Consider the following 18,325-nt stretch of genomic DNA (forward strand, 5'->3'; position numbering starts at 1 on the left):
TGAAACTTAATGAGATGTTGTTCATCCATTTAAAGCTTGCATCATTGCTTTGATAAAGTTTATTTTCTGATTTCTGCTCTTGCTTCTAGTTGTTTTATTTTTGCAGCCTGTTCGGAATTTTTCGTTCTCAATGCAGCACTCTCTTTTTTGTATTTACTTTCACTGTTTCTTCCGCTGAAATAAGCGGGCATGGTCAACGCCAGCGCGGCAATTACTCCCAAAAGCATAGTGATGATTATTAAAAGCGCGAGGGGTGTTTCCACCTGCCATAAGAAAAAGACAACTTCTATATCAGAAGAATTTTGTAAGGTAAAAACCACCGCAATGACTGCGATGACTAGCCAAACAACAAGCATTAGGGGATAATTTCTATTATTACTCATATGTTAATACTTAATTATTTTTATGCACATAGACTTAAACAAGTTACCTTGGCTGGTGTCCTCACCGAATAGCAAATTAGCTTGCAAAAAACATTCAGCAGAATCTTCTTTTCATGTTTTCATTTAACCTGAATTGCGGTCTTCTTTGAATATTTGATTTTAATTCAAATTCTTCCGGTTTCTCTAATTGCTCTTTTAATTTTTCCTTAGTAGAAATAGGATCAATTTGTATTACTTGCTTTTTTGACTTGCTATCAGATTGCTGATTGCGAAGGTCTGTTTGGTTTTTGTTCATTTTTTTAGTTAAAATGATGGTTAAACAAAAATGCGTATAATGTTAAAGAAAAGCGTTACAGGATTTTTACAAAATGTTACATGATTCACACATAGCCAAAAAGATAAATAGTCTGTTTTTCTCCCAATAGATTCTGGCATTAAGACCTACCCAATTTTTTCAGGTAGCGATAATGTGAGCGAAGGGCGTCAGAAAAATTTTCATGATAATGGTAAGGCACATGATATTGAGATGCCGTGCGCTGCAATATCTTGCTGATTGCGGGATAATGAATACTACAGACTCGTGGAAACAAATGATGTTCCACCTGGAAATTCAAGCCGCCTACATACCAGGTGATAAAACGATTATTCATTGCAAAATTATTGGTGGTGCGCATTTGGTGAATCGCCCACGATGCTTCTATCCCACCTCTTCCATCATGCTTTAATTGGTCGGTTTCTTCTACGGCATGCGCCAATTGAAAGATGACCCCCATAATAATTCCTGACACTAAGTGTATAGTAAGAAAACCGATGAGAAATTGCCACCAGGTAATGTCCATCACAAGTAAGGGAATCAAAATCATATAGGTATAATAAAAAACTTTAAAAAGCGTCAACTCAATGATTTCAGAAACAGGATGCTTCTTGTTTTTGTACGGACCGATATTTTTCTGCGAGAGCTTTTTGTAGTCTTTAAAGAATACCCAGAAAAAAGTAGCAAATGAATATGCTATGAATGCCAGCACATGCTGATAACGATGAATGCGCTTATACAATTTATGTTTGGATAAACGAATAAATGGTGCGATCTCCAAATCTTCATCATATTCGTGGATGTTGGTATAAGTATGATGCGCCAGATTATGGGTGATGCTCCACACATAGCGGCTTCCTCCGATAAGGTTCATCGTGAGCGCTAAAAAATAATTGACTTTGCTATTGGAAGAGTAGGCTCCGTGTATGCTGTCATGCGCTACGCAAAATCCCAGTCCGGCTATTCCCGCTCCCATCACGATGCAAAGAAAAAACATCGCCCACATAGGCAGAAAATCGGCTATAATCAGTCCGTAGGCGCCATACGTTATAATGAAAATCAAAATCGTTTTAATAATCATTTGCGTGTTGGCATGTGGCGATAGTCTGCGCGCGGCAAAATAGTTATTCACCTTGGATTTTAATTCAGAATAAAATCGGTCGTTTTTTGATTGCTGAAATGTGATTTTTGCTAAAGTCAAAAGTGAAATAGAATTTATGATAAAAGGATATTCAGAATATAATATTTCATTAACAGTGGGATGAATTTTTTCCGATTAAGTACATCGGCTTTTCAGATTGAAGCACAAAGCTTTTCAGATGTTTTATGAATGCTTCGGGATTCTCCATGTTGGCGATAAGACCGATATGATCCATAATGTTGAACGTGGTAAAATACGGAATTTTCTCGTGTATCAAAACATCTATTGCAAGGTGATTGATTTTATCTTCTTTTCCCAGCATAATTTTACCTGTAAATATTGGATGCCCTTTCCCTTTGCTGATCTCATCGCTCAGGGGATATACTATCTTGCTTAATCGGGGATCGGATTTTTCCATGTTATGGATTTTGATTGACGGGTTTCATTCTTTCCTGCCCATTTTATTTGTTTGAATGATCATTTTTAAGAACAACCTGCTTTGTACTCCGGCAATCTGAACCGTTTATCATTGTGTATTTTATACCACTTTTTTCCGATGCCTTACATAGGTCTTCCAGGATTTTGTAAACTTGAAATTTACCTATGCTATGGAAAAGATTGGGATAACGTTCCCTAATTTCATCGCTCAGTTTTTTTACAATGTTGCTTAATTGAGTGTCGGGTTTTTTCATGACCATACAGATTTTGATTGACAAATTCAGTCTTTCGTACCCATTTTAAATTGCTTAGATGATTCTTACATATAAAAGTGGGTCGGATAAATGAGAAAAGCGTTACAAAATTTTTAGAAAATCTTACATAATTCACACTTTTTGGGGCAAGAATGCCGCCTGTCTGAGAGGGAAAGAATACCTTTATTCTTAATCTCTCATAGACAGATTAATCAACTCCAGGTTGTCAGGACTTACATGCACCAGCCCATAGCGGTTGCGGAATCGGTCGCCTTTGGTACCTTCCTTTAGTTCTTCTGCAGAAAGGCGTTCCGCAAGCGGTACAAAATCATTGGTGTGCGCATAGCAAGGGTTTTCCAATGTGGGATAAACTTTATTATAATTGTTTAAAACCATACTGACATTTGCGGTGATGAAATCCACCGGCAGCTTATCTTTCCGGGTATTAATCTTTATTAGAATAGCCTGAACAGGGTCAGTGGCGACTGCAATGTGATCAAACCCTAATTTCAGCGCGAGTGCGTATCCATAAAAAAGATTTTCTGTACTGTGCTCTGCCCTCGATTCCACAAAAATGTGCTTGGCTGGAATCCCCAGGCTTTGGGCATATTGCGCCATGATCTCCGATTCCACATAGGGCGTGTGTACTGCGGCTCCTGAAAAAATCACATTTTCGGTAATGCCGTTCTTTATAAGGTGATAAGCCCAAAACACTCGCAGCCGCATCACAAAGTTGATTTCCTGCTCGCTTTCCGTGTAAGGGAACCCCGGCACGATTACCACATCATAAGGTGCTGTGCGTTGCGCTTTGTTGTATTGAGCCTGTGGGAACAACACGCATCCAGAAAGAAGCGTAGCCAACGCTATCAGCAGTAGGATTGTGGGAAAGGTATTTTCTGTGGTTTTCATTTTTACTGTTTTGCCTACAGGTGCTTAGTATATAACAAAACCTGTGTCCGGAAGTTTTGCAGGGAGAACAACATGCGCAAAAGTGTATTGAAATTTGATTAAAATTCGGAAAGTATGTGAAGGAAATTGTTACAAAATTTTAGGAAATACTTACATGATTCACACATTGCAATAACATTATGGAATGATTGAAGTAAATTCACAATTACGCCTAGCACAATTCCTCAGTAGCCTCAAGGCATGCCTTGAGGCTACTGAGGAATTATCTTGTGGCTACTGAGGAATTATCTTGTGGCTACTGAGGAATTATCTTGTGGCTACTGTGGAATTATCTTGTGGCTACATTGGCTAGTTCAACAGACCTGAAATTTAAATTAGGATAAAATAATTTCTTCTGAACGACCAATTTTCACAAGGCTTTTCATGGGGCATGAAAGACATTCTGCCAAAAAATGGTTGAAGTTGAACCCTGATTTAATAAAGCAAATGAGATTCTTGATGCATTAGTATTCATCCTTAATTTTTACTATATTAATAGAAATGAAAAATTCAAATAAATCCCCTCAAAATCCCCTAAATATCCTTCTTGCAGATGATGATTTGGACGATTGCTTTCTATTTACAGAAGCACTGGAGGAATTGCAGGTAGATGTCCAGCTTAAAATGGTCCACGATGGCGAACAATTGATGCAGTGGCTCACTGATAAAGCCAATAAACTTCCGGATATTCTTTTTCTCGACATCAATATGCCGCGCAAAAATGGATTGGACTGTTTATCGGAAATAAAAAACAACGAGCTTCTCCAAAATTTATCGGTAGTTATTTTTTCCACCTCCTCTGATAATGATATGGTAGTACAGGTCTATAAAGATGCCGCGCATTATTATATCCACAAACCCCCTAAATTCTCACAGCTCAAAAATATAATACAAAATGTGCTTAGCCTTCTGGGGCAGGAAAATAGCCCCCTTCCCTTAAAGGAAAAGTTTATCCTTACGGGAATTACAGAAAATCCCAAATTGAAATGAAACCAACAGCCGATCCAAAAAAAAGCAGAAAAAAATCAACTAAATCTGCCAATTTATTTCCAGTAATAGGTATTGGCGCCTCCGCAGGCGGCTTGGATGCCTTTAAAAAACTGATCAAAACCATTCCCGAAGATTCAGGTATGGCATTCGTGCTGGTTCAGCATCTTGATCCGCACCACGAAAGCATGTTGCCAGAAATTTTGCAAAAAGAAACAAGTGTGCCTGTTGTAGAAATTACGGATGACATTAAAGTGGAGCCGAACCATATTTACGTGATTCCCAGCAATAAAATGATGGTGGCAAGGGATAGCGTTTTATTGCTCACTAAGCGTCCTGAAAAAAGCATAACCGATCGCACCCTGCCCATAGACTTATTTTTCACTTCCTTGGCAGAGGTGCATCAAAGCCATGCGATAGGGGTGGTGTTATCGGGCACTGGCAGCGATGGCACACTGGGGCTGAAAATGATAAAAGATCACGGTGGCATTACCATTGCGCAGGAAGAAGCCTCCGCTGCTTACAACGGAATGCCCCACAGCGCAGTGCAGGCAAATGTGGTTGACTTCATTCTTACACCAGAAAAAATTCCGCAAAAATTAATAGAGCTTTGCTCCAATATGGATAAAAGTGATGAGGATCTGCAAAACCTCTTGCAGCCCGAGGAGGAGGTTTTTAAAAAAATTCTCGCGCTGCTATCCATTCGCAAGGGAGTCGATTTTACTTATTATAAACAGACAACAGTGCGCAGAAGGATATTGCGCAGGATGGCCTTGAGTAAAATCGATAAGCTAGCCACTTACCTTAAAAAAATAAGGGAAAATACTGCGGAGCAAAATATTTTATACCAGGATCTTTTAATTCCGGTAACAGCTTTTTTTCGCGACACAGATACCTTTGACTATTTATGTGAAAATGTTTTTCCGCGCATTGTAGAAAACAAAGCGCCTGGCGAAACCATACGGGTGTGGGTAGCGGGATGCAGCACAGGAGAAGAGGCCTATTCCATTGCCATGTGTTTTAGGGAAATATTGGACGACAATAGAAGAGTGCAAATTTTTGCCAGCGACTTAAGCGAACCTGCCATTGCAAAAGCGCGCTCTGGTATTTATACTAAAAAAGAGGTGGAAGCCTTAATGCCAAAACGCTTGCAGAAATTTTTCAAGAAACACAATGGCAATTATCTGGTGAATAAAAACGTGCGGGATATGTGCGTGTTTGCCATTCACAATTTATTAAAAGACCCACCATTCGGCAAAATGGATTTTATCAGTTGTCGCAATGTGCTTATTTATATGGATCCCTATTTGCAAAAAAAGGCATTGACCACCTTTCATTATGCCTTAAATCCGAGGGCAATATTGCTGCTCGGTAAAACAGAAAGTATCACTGGAGTGCCTGAACTATTTGCTGTAGTTGAAAAAAAAGACAAATTATTTTCACGCAAAGATGGGCCCGGAAAATACATGCACGTGGCCAGTCAGCGAAGCGAACAAAGTCTTAGTCCTATTGAAGCCCCGACAGGAAACGAAACTTCACGAACCGATTTTCAAAAAACGGCAGATGATATTATACTCCGCAATTATAGCCCTGCCGGTGTGGTGATCAACGAAACTGCGGACATCGTGCATTTCAGGGGCAAAACAGGACGCTTTTTAGAGCAGTCGCCCGGCAAGCCAAGCCACAACTTATTAAAAATGGCAAAAAGCGGATTGTCTTTTGAATTGCGCAGTATTTTGCACAATGTAAAAAAACAAAATGCCCCTGTTTCAAAAGAAAATATCACCTTGACAACAGAAGATGGCACACATAAAATCGCTATAGAGGCACTTCCGCTCCCCAATATGATAGAGCCGCATTATATGATTCTCTTTCACGATTCTAAATCGCATAGCGACCATCAGTCAGGTTCTAGAAATAGCATCGATAAAACGGCCCCCAGTAAATCAAAAAGCAACAGCAAAGATCAATATATCCAGCAATTAGAACAGGAATTGGAGCAAAAGCGCGAAGATATGCACAGCATTATCGAAGATCAAGAAGCAGCCAACGAAGTGCTACAAACTGCAAATGAAGAATTGCTGAGCAGTAGTGAAGAATTGCAAAGCCTGAACGAAGAATTAGAAACCGGAAAAGAAGAACTGCAAAGTACGAATGAAGAGTTGATAGTGGTAAATCAGGAAATATTCAGTTTGAACGAACACGTGACAGAGGCGCGGGATTATGCCGAGGCTATTTTAGCCAATATTCGCGAACCTTTGCTGGTGCTAGATGAAAACTTGATGGTAAAAACAGCGAACAATGCTTTTTATAAAACATTCCGTGTAAACGAAGCGGAAACGGAAGGTCTTTTGATTTATGATATAGGCGATAAACAATGGAATATCCCTGCTTTGCGCACATTACTTGAAAAGATCCTTCCTGAAAAATCAAAGATTATCCATTTTGAGGTTACGCATACATTTTCAAACATAGGAAAAAGGGTATTGCTATTGAATGCATGGGAAGTAGTCAATAAGAATAACAAGGAAAAATTAATTCTGCTATCGATTGAAGACAATACAGTGCGCTCTAAAATACTAGGGAAAATTGAAGAAAGCGAAAAACGATTTAGGCAGATGGCCGAGCTGATGCCCCAAAAAATATGGACTGCGGATGCAGCGGGAAATCTGAATTATCTCAATAGCTGTTGGTTTGAATATACCGGTCTTACATTTAATCAATTAAAGGGCTGGGGATGGGAAAAAGCCGTTCATCCAGATGATTGGCCCAAAACCAAAGATGTCTGGCTGCGCTCCCTTTCCACAGGAGATAATTTTGAAGTGGAACACCGCTTTTTGAATACGGCAGGAATCTATAAGTGGCATTTAACGCGCGGATTGGCACAGAAAGATGGGCAAGGAAAAATAACAATGTGGATTGGTACAGATACCGAAATTCAAGGACAGCAGGAGCTAAAACAAGAATTGGAAAGGCAAGTTGTTGACAGAACCCAAGAAGTATTGGAAGCAAATGAAACACTAGAAGAAAAAATTCAGGAGCTTGAAGGAGTGAATTCCGAGCTTGAATCCTTTGCTTACGTTTCCAGCCACGATTTGCAAGAGCCACTGCGCAAAATACAAACCTTTGCAGACCGTATTCTTGAAAAAGAAAACAAGAACCTATCTCCTAAGGGCAAGGATTATTTCCAACGGATGCAGTCTGCCGCCAATCGCATGCAGGTGCTCATTAAAGATATACTGACTTTTTCCAGGGTAAAAACTACGGAAGGGGATTTTGAAATTACAGACCTGAAAACTATTATTGAGGATGTGAAAATAGAACTCAAAGTAGAAATAGACGAAAAGCAGGTAAATATTGAAGCCGATGAATTGGGAATGGCTAAAATCATCCCTTTCCAGTTCCGGCAGCTTATGCAAAACCTGATCAGCAACTCCATTAAGTTTTCAAAACCTGGACAGCGGCCACACATCGTAATCAAGAGCAGTATTGTAAAAGGCGATACTGTGAAAAACACCATGCTATTGCCTGAATTAAATTATTGCCACATTTCTTTTTCAGACAATGGTATTGGTTTTGCTCCCAAATTTAAGGACAAGATATTTGAGGTATTTCAAAAATTGCACAGCAGAGACGAATATCCGGGCACTGGCATTGGCTTGTCGATTGTGAAAAAGATTGTGTCTTATCACGATGGCGCAATTACTGCTAAAAGCACCTTGAATGAAGGGGCTACTTTTGATATTTATATTCCTGAAGACTAAATAATTATTTATATGGAAACCAAAGCAATTAACATACTACTTGCCGATGATGATGATGGCGATCGCCTTCTTTTTAAGGAAGCTATTGGTGAATTGAAAATAAAATCAGTTGTTCATACGGTGAATGATGGAAATCAATTGATGGACTATCTTAAAAAAGGTGGTAACCCTTTGCCCCAACTTATTTTTTTGGATTTGAACATGCCGCAAAAAAACGGTTTGGAATGTTTGGTAGAAATTAGAAGCGACAAAAAGTTAAAGGATATAGCCATTGCCATTTTTTCTACCTCAGCTTCTGAAAAGGATATTGATGCTACATTTATAAACGGTGCAAATGTTTATATCCAAAAACCCAATAGCTTTATTGTGCTCAAGGAAGTATTGTCCAAAGCAATTTCAACTGCACACCTCTATCAGCATCCACCTTTTAATAAAGATAATTTTTTACTGAGGGTTTGATTTGAAATGCATTAGGAAATTCCTGCTTGCAGCAAGCAAGTATTCCCGCTTGAAATCACACCATTTTTAAGTTTTCAAGCGCTTGTCGTCTTTTCTTTTTGATTTGCTTGAAGTAGCTGGGCGTTAATCCTGTTATTTTCTTGAATTGATTGGACAGATGTGCCACGCTGCTGTAATCCAGTTTGTAGGATATTTCAGTAAGGTTGAGCTCATCGTACAAGAGCAGCTCTTTTACTTTTTCAATTTTATGGGCAATGAAGAATTGCACAATGGTGATGCCCGTAGTTTCAGAAAAAATATTGGCAAGATAAGTATAGTCGTGCTCTAGTTTTTGGCTGAGATAAATGGAATGTTTGATCTTTGGCATTTGCGGCTCATTGTGTACCATTTCTACAATGACATTTTTTATTCTCTCTATCAACATGGCTTTTTTATCGTCCATCAGCTCAAGCCCTGATTCAAGCAATTCGATTTTCAATTGATTGCGCTGCTCAGGAGTAATGTCTTCGATAATTTCCACATCTCCCAGTTCAACTGTTACATAGTGCAGCCCCATTTTCTCAAGTTTCTCTTTCACCATCATCTTGCAGCGAAGGGAAACCATGTATTTGACATATAATTTCATGTCTCTAAGTTAATCATTTTTGAAGGGATGTGTGAATGATGTAATTCTTTCCCTGAATTGTGTAAGGATTTAGCCCCATAGTAGCCCCATCTTTACATCATCAAATTTTCATTCCTCATAAAAAAATAAAAGACCATGGGAAATCTACTTTACATCATTGCCGTAATTCTAATAATAGGCTGGGCACTCGGGTTCTTCGCTTTTAATACCGGGGGGATCATTCACATATTGCTAGTGATTGCACTCATAGCTATAATACTTAGGGTAATCAGTGGCCGCAGAGTGCTGTAATATTTCAATTATCAATCAAATAAATTTAACTCAAAACATAACAAAAAAACTTTAACAAAATGAAAAAATTATTTATTACCTCTACATTGGCATTTTTAATTGTAATGGGCTTTAGCTCTTGCAGAAAATGTGTGGTCTGCAACAAAGATTCCGAGCCTGAAGTTAGGCTTTGTGAAGGAGATTACAACAGCAATACTGAATATGGAGCTACTGTAGATTTCTACGAAGCGAGAGGTTTCGATTGTAGATAAATTAGCAACCGGAGTCATTCGTGGCTCCGGTTTGTTTTTTTAACTTTTTAATTTTTAAAAATTTAAACCAAACTATTATGAAAACAATATTATTTACAGCAGCACTGTCTGCTTTTTCAATTTTCACTTTTGCGCAAGAACCAATTAACGTAACAGTGGCCCATCAATCTGTAACCAGAGATGCCCAAAATTCATATACCGTAGATATTCCCCAAGCTAATTTGAAAGATGTGGAAAAAGAGTGGACGAAATACCTCTCCAAGAAAAGTAAAGGAAGAGCGAGTGAATCGAATGGTGAATACATCCAAAACAATGCAGTCGATAAAAATATTTCCAATAAACCTTTTGATGTTCAAAGCAAATTGTTTGGAACATCTGACGGGGTTCGCCTCACAGCTTGGTTTACTCAGCGAAATAGACCTTTGCAAAGTTCAGAGCGGGGAAATGGACAGCAATTGGCCGTTCAAAAATATATTCGTGATTTTGCTGTGCCGCAATATAGAGAAGCTGTAAAAGCTGAATTGGAAACCGAGCAGGACAAACTGGAGGAAATGGAAAAGCAACTAAGCGAAATGATTAAAAACGAGGAAGCTTCATTGAAAGCAATTGCTGAAAATGAGCGCTCCAATGAACGGGCTAAGGAATCTATTGCAACCACCAAAAGCGATATAAAAAGCTCATCCAAAAAAATAGAGGATCAAAAGGAAATGGTGGAGTACACTGCCTCCGATCCCAATGCCACAAAGGGAGCAAAGAAAACGCTTGACAATTTAGAAGACGATAAGAAGGACTTGCAAAAGAGCAATGAAAAAGAAGCCAAGGATTTGGTGAAGAGCAAAACAGAAATTCGTGAAGCAGAAAGAAATACTTCCAATATGCAAGATGCACAGGCGGTTCAAAGAGCCAATATTGAAGTTCAAAAAAAGAAAATACAGGACATCAAAATCAAATTGAGCAAAATCGCATAGGTTTTAAACAAGCAAGAAACAACATTTTATTTTTTTACTTGAATTCGGGATTATTCATCCCGAATTTTTTGTTTCAGTTGCTGCTGATTCCGTGTTGAGATGCAACGAACTGATAATTAGAGTCTGTCCATAATGTCTGATTTCTTCGTTAGGCTTGTTCTGAAAACAGTCATTTACAATAAAATACAGCTAAAATTGGTCAAAGCTTACCCGTCAGCCCTTTCCACTTTAATTCCAATACGCCAAACATGGCTTCTTTAAAAATATGTGTTGACATTTTAGAGGTGCCGCGAATTCTGTCAACAAAGGTGATGGGTACTTCAGCAATACCAAATCCCAGTTTCCAAGCCTTGTATTTCATTTCTATTTGAAAAGCGTAGCCGATAAACTTAATGCTATCCAGGTTTATGGTTTCTAAAACTTCTTTTTTGTAGCATACAAAACCCGCAGTAGCGTCCCGGCAGGGTATCCAGGTGATAAACTGTACATACAAATTGGCAAAATAGGAGAGCATGATCCGGCTCATTGGCCAGTCTTTAACTTTTCCTCCGCTTGTATATCTCGATCCTACAGCTATATCGGCTCCGTTTTCGCAAGCAGCCACCAATTCTATAAGCTTTTCAGGGGGATGGGAAAAATCAGCATCCATCTCTAAGATATAGTCGTAATTGTTTTTAATGCCCCATTTAAACCCGTGAATATAGGCTGTTCCCAATCCGAGCTTTCCCTGGCGGCTTTCCAAAAATAAGCGATTGGGGTATTGCTCCATCAATTCTTTGATCAGGCCGGCTGTGCCATCGGGTGAATTGTCATCGACAATAAGCAAGTGAAAATCATCCGACTGTTGGAAAACACTCTCTACCATTCGAGCTATATTTTCCTTTTCGTTATAAGTAGGAATTATAATTAGGATGCGTTTCAATGAATTATTTTTAATAGAGGGTTAAAAATACTAAGCAGAACAACAATAATTTATTTTCCAAGCTTAATAAATGTGAATTTAAAAAATCTAAATTAGATACTTTGATAATTAAGACAGGGAAACGGTTGCTTTTAGCTTTTTCATATCTAATCCATCAAAAGTTCCTGAACTCATCATTAAAAGTACACTTTTATTCGCCTTATGATTGCTTAAAAATTCCAGAAGCTCCGCATTATTGTGCACAATATGGAGTGTTTTTTGATTGAAATAATTGCGCAGATCATCATCGCTAATAGGAGGAAGGTTTTTGTGTTCTAAAACTTCAGGGTTAAGCAAAACCGCTGCATGGTCTGCTTTTTCCATGCAGTTTTTATATTGGTCAATAAAGCCTTTGTTCAGACTGCTGAAGGTGTGCAATTCAAACACAGCAGTTAAATTGTGATCAGGATATTGCTCTTTAACCGCTTCAACACTTGCTTTTAATTTAGAAGGTGCATGGGCAAAATCCCGGTAAATTTTCAAATCAGGTTTGTTCAATACGGTTTCCATTCTTTTGGCAGCCCCCCGGAAACTTTGCATGGCAGTATAAAAAGCATCATCGCTAATATCCAGCGATTGGCAAACAGCATGAGCGGCTTCCATATTTTGCAAATTGTATTGGCCAAAAATCTGAAGGCCGTAATTTTTCCCATTGAAATGTAGGGTAGTAACTCCATCATCCACACTGTAATCAGGCGTGGAATACCCCTGAATAACAAGGTTTTTTTGATCGAATTTTTTCACCATTTCAATCAATTCGGGTTCTTCTTTATTGAAAATCACTTTGCCACCTGCTACAATTTTATCTATAAAAGTTTCGAATTGTGCTTTGTAATTTTCGTAGCTTGGAAATACATTAAAGTGATCCCATGCAATGCCGCTTATCACTGCAATATGCGGATGATAAAGGTGGAATTTTGGAACAGGTAGGAGGGGAGAAGCAAGGTATTCGTCACCCTCAATAACTATAAGCGGAGCATCAGAAATTTGCACCATGAGCTCAAAACCTTCCAGCTCTGATCCCACCAGGTAATCAAATTTTTTGCCCGTTTTGGTCAAAACATGCATAATCATAGAGGTAATGCTGGTTTTGCCATGGCTTCCACCTACTACAATACGCTTTTTCTTTTTGCTTTGCTCATATACATATTCGGGGAATGAGTAAATTTTCAACCCAAGTTCCTGAGCCCTGAGTAATTCGGGGTTGTCCTTTTTGGCATGCATTCCCAAAATTACGGCATCTATATTTTCGTGGATTCTATTGGCATCCCAACCCGGTTTATCAGGAAAAATATTGTATTTTTTAAGTTTTGATGCAGCGGGATCATATATTTGATCGTCAGAACCTGTAACATTAAAACCTTTTTTCCGTAAACTAATCGCAAGATTATGCATTATACTACCACCAATGGCAATAAAGTGTAGATTCATTGTAGGGTATATTAAATTGTGTATTTTTACACCAAAAATAGAAAGGCTACGTTAGTATTCAAATGATAATAAAACAAATCGATATGGAATTCAGAAAGTTACTAAAGAAAAATTTCGGATTGGCAGCAATAGTTGCAGTTGTAGGACTTGGCTTTACTTCTTGCCAAAGAGATGGCTGTCCGGGACAGATTACACAAGAGCAAGCTCCAATACAACAGGAGCAGTGTATTTAGTACCGAGTCTCAGTTTTATTTTACCATTCAATTGTTGCGCTAAACTTAATTGTAAGATTTAAGTTTGCCCAATTCAATAATTAACCCATTACTTTAAGAGTGTAATATTTATTTGATTTTTTTATGAAAATTCAATTAACGCTCTTATTCCTTGTTTTCTTTCAAATTTCAATAACAGCTCAAACGAAAATCTGGCTTGATACCGATATAATGATTGGTATGCAGGATGACGAAGCCCGCGAGGTGGATGATGGCATTGCGCTGATCATGGCCTTAAAACAGCCTCAAATAGAAATAGCCGGAATCAGCAATATTACTTATGTGGATTACGGTTATGATGTCATTCATAAAATCCTCAATTGGCAGGCTCCTAAAAAAAACATTTCTGTATTCAAAGGTTCTCCCCATGCAAATGATCTGGGAACTGAGAATGATGCTACCCGGGCAATGTACAATTCCCTGAAAAAGGAAAAACTTAGCATATTGGCTTTGGGACCGCTGACCAATATCGCCACACTTGTTAAAAACCACCCCGATATCATTCCACAGATTGACTCCATAGTAATTTGTGCTGCACGAACTCCCGCTTTGCCTTTTAATCCTGGTCTGGGAAAGCTGAATGTCTATGACTATAATTATGAAATGGACACCGCTTCCATGAATGTTTTGCTTGAATCGTCCGTTCATTTGGTTTTTTCGGGCTACCAACCCAGTTCCTATACTTTTATTGGCAATATTGATTTGCAGTGCCTGATAGATGGGGGTGAGGCAGATCAATGGTTATACAAAACGCTTCAACCCTGGATGGAACTGAATGAAAGCTTGTTTGGCGTGCATGGTTTTATCCCTTATGATTGTGCTACCCTTGGCGTGATTTCCCATCCCGAATATTTTAGTTATTACGAGGATATTCCCATTCAGGTCAATTACAGGAAAAATGACGCACAATATTTTCAGCCCAATCAGAAAGAAAAACCTTTCCTTGAAGTTTCTTATGATTTTGTCGCGCCAAAAAAAGTGCGTTATGCCCGCAGGGCCTTACACGGTTTTGAAGAGTTGATTTTGGAGAGTATTTGTGAGTGATTTATTACTATTCCTCCTGCAGTACAAAACGTGCTGCATCTTCCAGTTTTTCCGAAAGCATTACTTTTTGCCCATTTACGGAATTGTCTATTGCTTCCTGGTTGTAATGTCTTATGGTAATCATTCTGAGATTTTCGATGCTTTTGACATCATAATGCTCTGCCAGTAGGTCGCAGAGTTCTGAAAGCTTGCGGTCCTCATTTACACAAACAGAAAAATCAGCGGCTGTCAATTGCATCATATTGGCTTTGATGCGCTTTTCAGAAAGCAGCCCGAAAATGTGGCTGAGGTTCTGCTCGGTGATAAAGGAAAAGTCCTTGCTTTTCAACTTCAGCAAGACTTGTTTTTGTTTGAAAATAATAGAAGGGATAAGCTTATCATGGTCTCTTTCTTTCGATATGATTGTTCCCTTTTCTTCAGGATTGTAAAAAGAGAAAACACGCAGTGGAATATTTTTGCTTTGCAGTGGCCTTATGGTTTTGGGGTGGATGACAGTAGCTCCGGCATAAGCCAGTTCAAGTGCTTCACTGTAGGAAATGTTTTCCAGCAGTAGAGCTCCTTTCACCATCTTTGGATCGGCATTCAGCACCCCGGCAACATCCTTCCAAATGGTCACACTGTCGGCATTCAGGCAATAGGCCAAAATAGCAGCAGTATAATCAGAACCTTCGCGGCCCAAAGTAGTGGTGACACCATTGATTGTCCCTCCCAAAAAACCCTGGGTGATTACAATTTCATTTTTCAGCTTTTCTTTCAGTTTGTCTTCTACCAGCGATTGTGTGATGTCCCACAGCACTTTTCCTTCACGGAATATTTCCTCGGTTTTGATAACTGTGCGCACATCCAGGAAACAGCTTTTGAAATTCTGGGATTTGAGATAGAGGTTGACCATCGTGGTAGAAACCAGCTCGCCAAAGGGTACAATTTTATCGTAGAGCCTGTTGTAGCGATTTTCCACATCCGGGTGGCAGTGGAATTTTTGCACATCATATACTTGTTCAAAAAGATTAAGCAGCATTTCTTCTGCCATATTGCTTTTATCGCCAAACAAATCCCTGAGTATAGATAGGTGTTGCGCTTTTATCTCATCTATTTTAGCAGCAGCTTCCTTCGCTTTTTTATCGAAAGTGTATTGCACCACTTCCTCCATAGCATTGGTGATTTTTCCCATTGCGGAAATAACAACCACTAAGGGTTGATCACTGTGTTTTTTAATGATTTCAACTACATTCTTGATGTGTTGGGCATCTTTAATGGAAGCCCCGCCAAACTTGAAAATTCTCATTGATCAGGCTTTAAAATTTTTGGATTTCTTCTTCGTATAAATCGCAATTGACCCATTCGGAATCAAATTGCACATTGAATTTTTTGTAAAACTGAATGGCCGTTTCGTTCCAGTCCAGCACCTGCCATTTGACGCGTTTGGCACCCCATTTTTTTGATTTGGAAATCAGCGCATTCATTAATTGCGTGGCAATGCCATTATTGCGATAGGATGCTTTTACATAAAGATCTTCAAGATAGACCATTCTGCCTTTCCAGGTGGAGTAGGCGGGATAATACAGTGCCATACCAACAACCCGGTTTTCAACTTTTGCAAGCAATACCTTAAAAATTGCTTCCGGGCCAAATCCGTCTTGCTCTAATTGCGACACATCAATATCAACTGCTTCCGGAGCTTTTTCAAACTCGGCCAATTCCCGGATCAAAGCCATTACATCTTTCATGTCGGCTTTTTGGGCTGGATAAATCTGGCATTTGGCTTTTTGCATAGGGCTGCAAAGATAGGACTGTCCGCTTAAATTAAGTAACCTGCTGATACTATTTGTGTAACTCTTTGCGAAGCGAATAGCGTTTTTATATACATGCGTTCTGATTAAGCGGAATTAATTCAGGATATTTGTATTCAAATTGAAAAATGAAAATGGGAAGAAAAAGAGTAATTGTTTTAGATGAATTCATTATTCAAAATGAAAAAGACTTTCCCTATGCTACCGGTGAATTGTCTTCTCTACTGCGCGATATAGGTGTTGCTGCCAAAATGGTGCACCGCGAAGTAAACAAAGCAGGCCTGGTAGATATATTGGGACAGGCAGGCTCGTCCAATATTCAGGGCGAAGACCAGCAGAAACTGGATGTTTTTGCCAATGAAGAATTTATAAGTGCGCTATCCATGGGCGGGAATTGTGCGGGCATTGCATCAGAAGAAAATGATGATTTCATCAATATGCACAATGATTATTGTATGAATGGAGATTATGTAGTGGCTATGGATCCTTTGGACGGTTCTTCCAATATTGATGTGAATATTTCCGTGGGCACGATTTTTTCCATTTACAAACGCCTGAGTGAAAATGGCGCTTGTACAAAGGAAGATTTTTTGCAAAAAGGCCTGGAGCAAATAGCAGCGGGTTATATTGTTTATGGTTCTTCTACAATGCTGATCTATACGACCGGAAATGGGGTGAATGGTTTTACGCTTGATCCTTCTATTGGAGAATTTTGTCTGTCGCATGCGAATATTAGAATTCCTGAAAGCGGTACAATCTACTCGATCAACCAGGGGAATTTCCTGCAATTTTCAATGGGCATTCAGGATTATATCCGCTATTGCCAGGGCATTGATGAGCGCAATCCAAAACCTTATTCGCTGCGCTATGTGGGCTCTATGGTGGCCGATATACACAGGAATTTACTCAAGGGCGGCATATTTATGTATCCTGCAACTACCTCAGCCCTCAAAGGCAAATTAAGATTGCTCTATGAATGTAACCCTATGGCTTTTATTGTTGAACAGGCGGGTGGAAAAGCCACCGATGGTAGGGGAAATAGAATACTGGAAATCAAGCCCAAAGAATTGCACCAACGTGTGCCGGTATTTTTGGGCTCAGCTACAATGGTTGACAAAGTGGAAAGCTTCCTGGCTCAGGAGCAGGAAAAGGTTTAATGACCAAAGACAAAGCTATTCAAACAATCCTTTTTCGTTTTTCACAAAACCTTCATCCACTAAAAGATCTTTGCTCAAAGCAGCTTCAACAGCCAATTCATCGCAGCGTTCGTTCATGGGGTGGTCATTGTGGCCTTTGATCCATTCAAGCCTCACCCTGTGTTTTCTGTAAATATTTAAGAAGCGTTTCCACAAATCAGGATTTTTCTTTCCTTTAAACTGCTTTTTCTCCCAGCCAAAAACCCAGCCCTTTTCTACTGCATCTACTACATATTTTGAGTCTGAAATAACTTTAACCCTTGAATTTGGAAGTTTTAATGCTTCCAGTCCAACAATAACTGCCAAAAGCTCCATGCGATTGTTGGTGGTACATTTATAGCCCTGGCTCAGTTCTTTATAATATTTTCCGGCTTTTAGAATAGTGCCATATCCCCCCGGTCCGGGATTTCCTCGTGATGCACCATCGGTGTATATTTCTATAAGTGGGTTTTCATTCATAATTTGTGCCTCTTCAAAGCAAAGATGCTAAAATATGCGTAAAACGAATGCAGGGCTATTTTGGAGTGGAGGGAAGGATGTTTTTATGTATATTGGTGTAAAGCGAAATTATTTTATGCTCGGGGGAGATATCAGTTCTTATTTAAAAATTCTTTTGGTGTGAAGATTGGTATTAAACTGTTTTTGAAGTCACTCTTATTTCTTGTAATAATTGCTTCAATTCCATTAAACTCAGCCGCAGAACTCTGAACAGCATCTTCAAAATCTTTTAGATCAGAATTTAATGCACTTACTATAACCTGAGTTCGATAATTATTTAAGAGCTCAGAAATTCACTAAAACGCAATAGG

At 39.0% G+C, this 18,325-nt stretch carries 21 protein-coding genes; 10 read left to right on the plus strand and 11 right to left on the minus strand.

The window, feature by feature from the left end:
- Positions 1-59: 59 nt before the first annotated feature.
- The 5 genes from WD048_12295 to WD048_12315 all read right to left on the minus strand — a co-directional run bounded on the left by WD048_12295 (position 60) and on the right by WD048_12315 (position 3,438).
- Positions 60-356 carry a LapA family protein gene (locus WD048_12295; protein MEX0812990.1) on the minus strand — a complete coding sequence of 99 codons (297 nt, stop codon included), beginning with the start codon at positions 354-356 and terminating at the stop codon, positions 60-62.
- A 121-nt stretch (positions 357-477) separates the two neighbouring features.
- The gene (locus tag WD048_12300) at positions 478-678 is read right to left on the minus strand and encodes a hypothetical protein (GenBank protein MEX0812991.1); all 201 of its coding nucleotides are present in this window, start codon (positions 676-678) and stop codon (positions 478-480) included.
- A gap of 139 nt (positions 679-817) precedes the next feature.
- Positions 818-1,828 (minus strand): acyl-CoA desaturase, encoded by a 1,011-nt coding sequence (locus tag WD048_12305; GenBank protein ID MEX0812992.1) that lies wholly within the window; start codon positions 1,826-1,828, stop codon positions 818-820.
- Between the two features lie 118 nt (positions 1,829-1,946).
- Entirely contained in the window at positions 1,947-2,255 is a 309-nt protein-coding gene (locus tag WD048_12310; GenBank protein ID MEX0812993.1) for a hypothetical protein, read from the minus strand.
- A gap of 463 nt (positions 2,256-2,718) precedes the next feature.
- Positions 2,719-3,438: a YdcF family protein gene (locus WD048_12315; protein MEX0812994.1), complete on the minus strand. Its 720-nt coding sequence runs from the start codon at positions 3,436-3,438 to the stop codon at positions 2,719-2,721.
- A gap of 540 nt (positions 3,439-3,978) precedes the next feature.
- On the opposite strand from WD048_12315, the gene WD048_12320 reads away from it, so the two are divergent.
- Genes WD048_12320 through WD048_12330 form a run of 3 tightly spaced genes read left to right on the plus strand, consistent with a single transcriptional unit; the run spans position 3,979 to position 8,687 of the window.
- Positions 3,979-4,467, plus strand: coding sequence for a response regulator (locus WD048_12320; protein MEX0812995.1), 489 nt, complete (start codon positions 3,979-3,981; stop codon positions 4,465-4,467).
- On the plus strand, positions 4,464-8,228 hold the full coding sequence (locus WD048_12325; GenBank protein MEX0812996.1) for a chemotaxis protein CheB: 3,765 nt from the start codon (positions 4,464-4,466) through the stop codon (positions 8,226-8,228). The genes WD048_12320 and WD048_12325 overlap by 4 nt, the downstream gene beginning before the upstream one ends.
- Before the next feature lie 12 nt (positions 8,229-8,240).
- A complete protein-coding gene (locus tag WD048_12330) occupies positions 8,241-8,687 on the plus strand; it encodes a response regulator (GenBank protein ID MEX0812997.1) in 447 nt (148 codons plus the stop codon).
- A 55-nt stretch (positions 8,688-8,742) separates the two neighbouring features.
- Here WD048_12330 and WD048_12335 read toward each other — a convergent pair whose 3' ends face one another.
- The gene (locus WD048_12335) at positions 8,743-9,312 is read right to left on the minus strand and encodes an AraC family transcriptional regulator (GenBank protein ID MEX0812998.1); all 570 of its coding nucleotides are present in this window, start codon (positions 9,310-9,312) and stop codon (positions 8,743-8,745) included.
- Positions 9,313-9,447: 135 nt separating this feature from the next.
- Between WD048_12335 and WD048_12340 the strand changes: the two genes are divergently transcribed.
- The 3 genes from WD048_12340 to WD048_12350 all read left to right on the plus strand — a co-directional run bounded on the left by WD048_12340 (position 9,448) and on the right by WD048_12350 (position 10,822).
- Positions 9,448-9,603, plus strand: coding sequence for a lmo0937 family membrane protein (locus WD048_12340; protein MEX0812999.1), 156 nt, complete (start codon positions 9,448-9,450; stop codon positions 9,601-9,603).
- 59 nt (positions 9,604-9,662) lie between these two features.
- Entirely contained in the window at positions 9,663-9,854 is a 192-nt protein-coding gene (locus tag WD048_12345) for a hypothetical protein (GenBank protein ID MEX0813000.1), read from the plus strand.
- 77 nt (positions 9,855-9,931) lie between these two features.
- Entirely contained in the window at positions 9,932-10,822 is an 891-nt protein-coding gene (locus WD048_12350; protein ID MEX0813001.1) for a hypothetical protein, read from the plus strand.
- Between the two features lie 199 nt (positions 10,823-11,021).
- Here WD048_12350 and WD048_12355 read toward each other — a convergent pair whose 3' ends face one another.
- Together WD048_12355 and WD048_12360 are read right to left on the minus strand one after the other, a co-directional pair.
- Positions 11,022-11,744 (minus strand): polyprenol monophosphomannose synthase, encoded by a 723-nt coding sequence (locus tag WD048_12355; protein ID MEX0813002.1) that lies wholly within the window; start codon positions 11,742-11,744, stop codon positions 11,022-11,024.
- Between the two features lie 108 nt (positions 11,745-11,852).
- Positions 11,853-13,214 (minus strand): Mur ligase family protein, encoded by a 1,362-nt coding sequence (locus tag WD048_12360; protein MEX0813003.1) that lies wholly within the window; start codon positions 13,212-13,214, stop codon positions 11,853-11,855.
- Between the two features lie 83 nt (positions 13,215-13,297).
- Here WD048_12360 and WD048_12365 point away from each other — a divergent pair, with 83 nt between their 5' ends.
- Positions 13,298-13,447, plus strand: coding sequence for a hypothetical protein (locus WD048_12365; GenBank protein ID MEX0813004.1), 150 nt, complete (start codon positions 13,298-13,300; stop codon positions 13,445-13,447).
- A gap of 123 nt (positions 13,448-13,570) precedes the next feature.
- Complete coding sequence (locus WD048_12370; GenBank protein ID MEX0813005.1) at positions 13,571-14,530, plus strand: nucleoside hydrolase; 960 nt, start codon at positions 13,571-13,573, stop codon at positions 14,528-14,530.
- Positions 14,531-14,537: 7 nt separating this feature from the next.
- Here WD048_12370 and WD048_12375 read toward each other — a convergent pair whose 3' ends face one another.
- Positions 14,538-15,815, minus strand: coding sequence for an aspartate kinase (locus WD048_12375; protein MEX0813006.1), 1,278 nt, complete (start codon positions 15,813-15,815; stop codon positions 14,538-14,540).
- Between the two features lie 10 nt (positions 15,816-15,825).
- Positions 15,826-16,257, minus strand: coding sequence for a GNAT family N-acetyltransferase (locus WD048_12380; protein MEX0813007.1), 432 nt, complete (start codon positions 16,255-16,257; stop codon positions 15,826-15,828).
- Positions 16,258-16,454: 197 nt separating this feature from the next.
- Between WD048_12380 and fbp the strand changes: the two genes are divergently transcribed.
- Entirely contained in the window at positions 16,455-17,477 is a 1,023-nt protein-coding gene (fbp, locus tag WD048_12385) for a class 1 fructose-bisphosphatase (protein MEX0813008.1), read from the plus strand.
- Between the two features lie 15 nt (positions 17,478-17,492).
- On the opposite strand, the gene rnhA is transcribed toward fbp, so the two are convergent.
- Positions 17,493-17,975, minus strand: a complete 483-nt coding sequence (gene rnhA / locus WD048_12390) for a ribonuclease HI (GenBank protein MEX0813009.1) — start codon at positions 17,973-17,975, stop codon at positions 17,493-17,495.
- Positions 17,976-18,009: 34 nt separating this feature from the next.
- Here rnhA and WD048_12395 point away from each other — a divergent pair, with 34 nt between their 5' ends.
- Positions 18,010-18,138 carry a hypothetical protein gene (locus WD048_12395; protein MEX0813010.1) on the plus strand — a complete coding sequence of 43 codons (129 nt, stop codon included), beginning with the start codon at positions 18,010-18,012 and terminating at the stop codon, positions 18,136-18,138.
- The last annotated feature ends 187 nt before the right edge of the window (positions 18,139-18,325 follow it).

The organism is Chitinophagales bacterium (genome assembly GCA_040877935.1).
Taxonomy (GTDB): Bacteria; Bacteroidota; Bacteroidia; order Chitinophagales; family CAIOSU01; genus JBBDNB01.

Coding starts and splice junctions, on each gene's coding strand:
- WD048_12295 (MEX0812990.1), bottom strand. CDS start 356: ATGCTTGTTGTTTGGCTAGTCATCGCAGTCATTGCGGTGGTTTTTACC.
- WD048_12300 (MEX0812991.1), bottom strand. CDS start 678: ATGAACAAAAACCAAACAGACCTTCGCAATCAGCAATCTGATAGCAAG.
- WD048_12310 (MEX0812993.1), bottom strand. CDS start 2,255: ATGGAAAAATCCGATCCCCGATTAAGCAAGATAGTATATCCCCTGAGC.
- WD048_12315 (MEX0812994.1), bottom strand. CDS start 3,438: ATGAAAACCACAGAAAATACCTTTCCCACAATCCTACTGCTGATAGCG.
- WD048_12320 (MEX0812995.1), top strand. CDS start 3,979: ATGAAAAATTCAAATAAATCCCCTCAAAATCCCCTAAATATCCTTCTT.
- WD048_12325 (MEX0812996.1), top strand. CDS start 4,464: ATGAAACCAACAGCCGATCCAAAAAAAAGCAGAAAAAAATCAACTAAA.
- WD048_12330 (MEX0812997.1), top strand. CDS start 8,241: ATGGAAACCAAAGCAATTAACATACTACTTGCCGATGATGATGATGGC.
- WD048_12335 (MEX0812998.1), bottom strand. CDS start 9,312: ATGAAATTATATGTCAAATACATGGTTTCCCTTCGCTGCAAGATGATG.
- WD048_12340 (MEX0812999.1), top strand. CDS start 9,448: ATGGGAAATCTACTTTACATCATTGCCGTAATTCTAATAATAGGCTGG.
- WD048_12345 (MEX0813000.1), top strand. CDS start 9,663: ATGAAAAAATTATTTATTACCTCTACATTGGCATTTTTAATTGTAATG.
- WD048_12350 (MEX0813001.1), top strand. CDS start 9,932: ATGAAAACAATATTATTTACAGCAGCACTGTCTGCTTTTTCAATTTTC.
- WD048_12360 (MEX0813003.1), bottom strand. CDS start 13,214: ATGAATCTACACTTTATTGCCATTGGTGGTAGTATAATGCATAATCTT.
- WD048_12365 (MEX0813004.1), top strand. CDS start 13,298: ATGGAATTCAGAAAGTTACTAAAGAAAAATTTCGGATTGGCAGCAATA.
- WD048_12370 (MEX0813005.1), top strand. CDS start 13,571: ATGAAAATTCAATTAACGCTCTTATTCCTTGTTTTCTTTCAAATTTCA.
- WD048_12375 (MEX0813006.1), bottom strand. CDS start 15,815: ATGAGAATTTTCAAGTTTGGCGGGGCTTCCATTAAAGATGCCCAACAC.
- WD048_12380 (MEX0813007.1), bottom strand. CDS start 16,257: ATGAAAGATGTAATGGCTTTGATCCGGGAATTGGCCGAGTTTGAAAAA.
- fbp (MEX0813008.1), top strand. CDS start 16,455: ATGGGAAGAAAAAGAGTAATTGTTTTAGATGAATTCATTATTCAAAAT.
- rnhA (MEX0813009.1), bottom strand. CDS start 17,975: ATGAATGAAAACCCACTTATAGAAATATACACCGATGGTGCATCACGA.
- WD048_12395 (MEX0813010.1), top strand. CDS start 18,010: ATGCGTAAAACGAATGCAGGGCTATTTTGGAGTGGAGGGAAGGATGTT.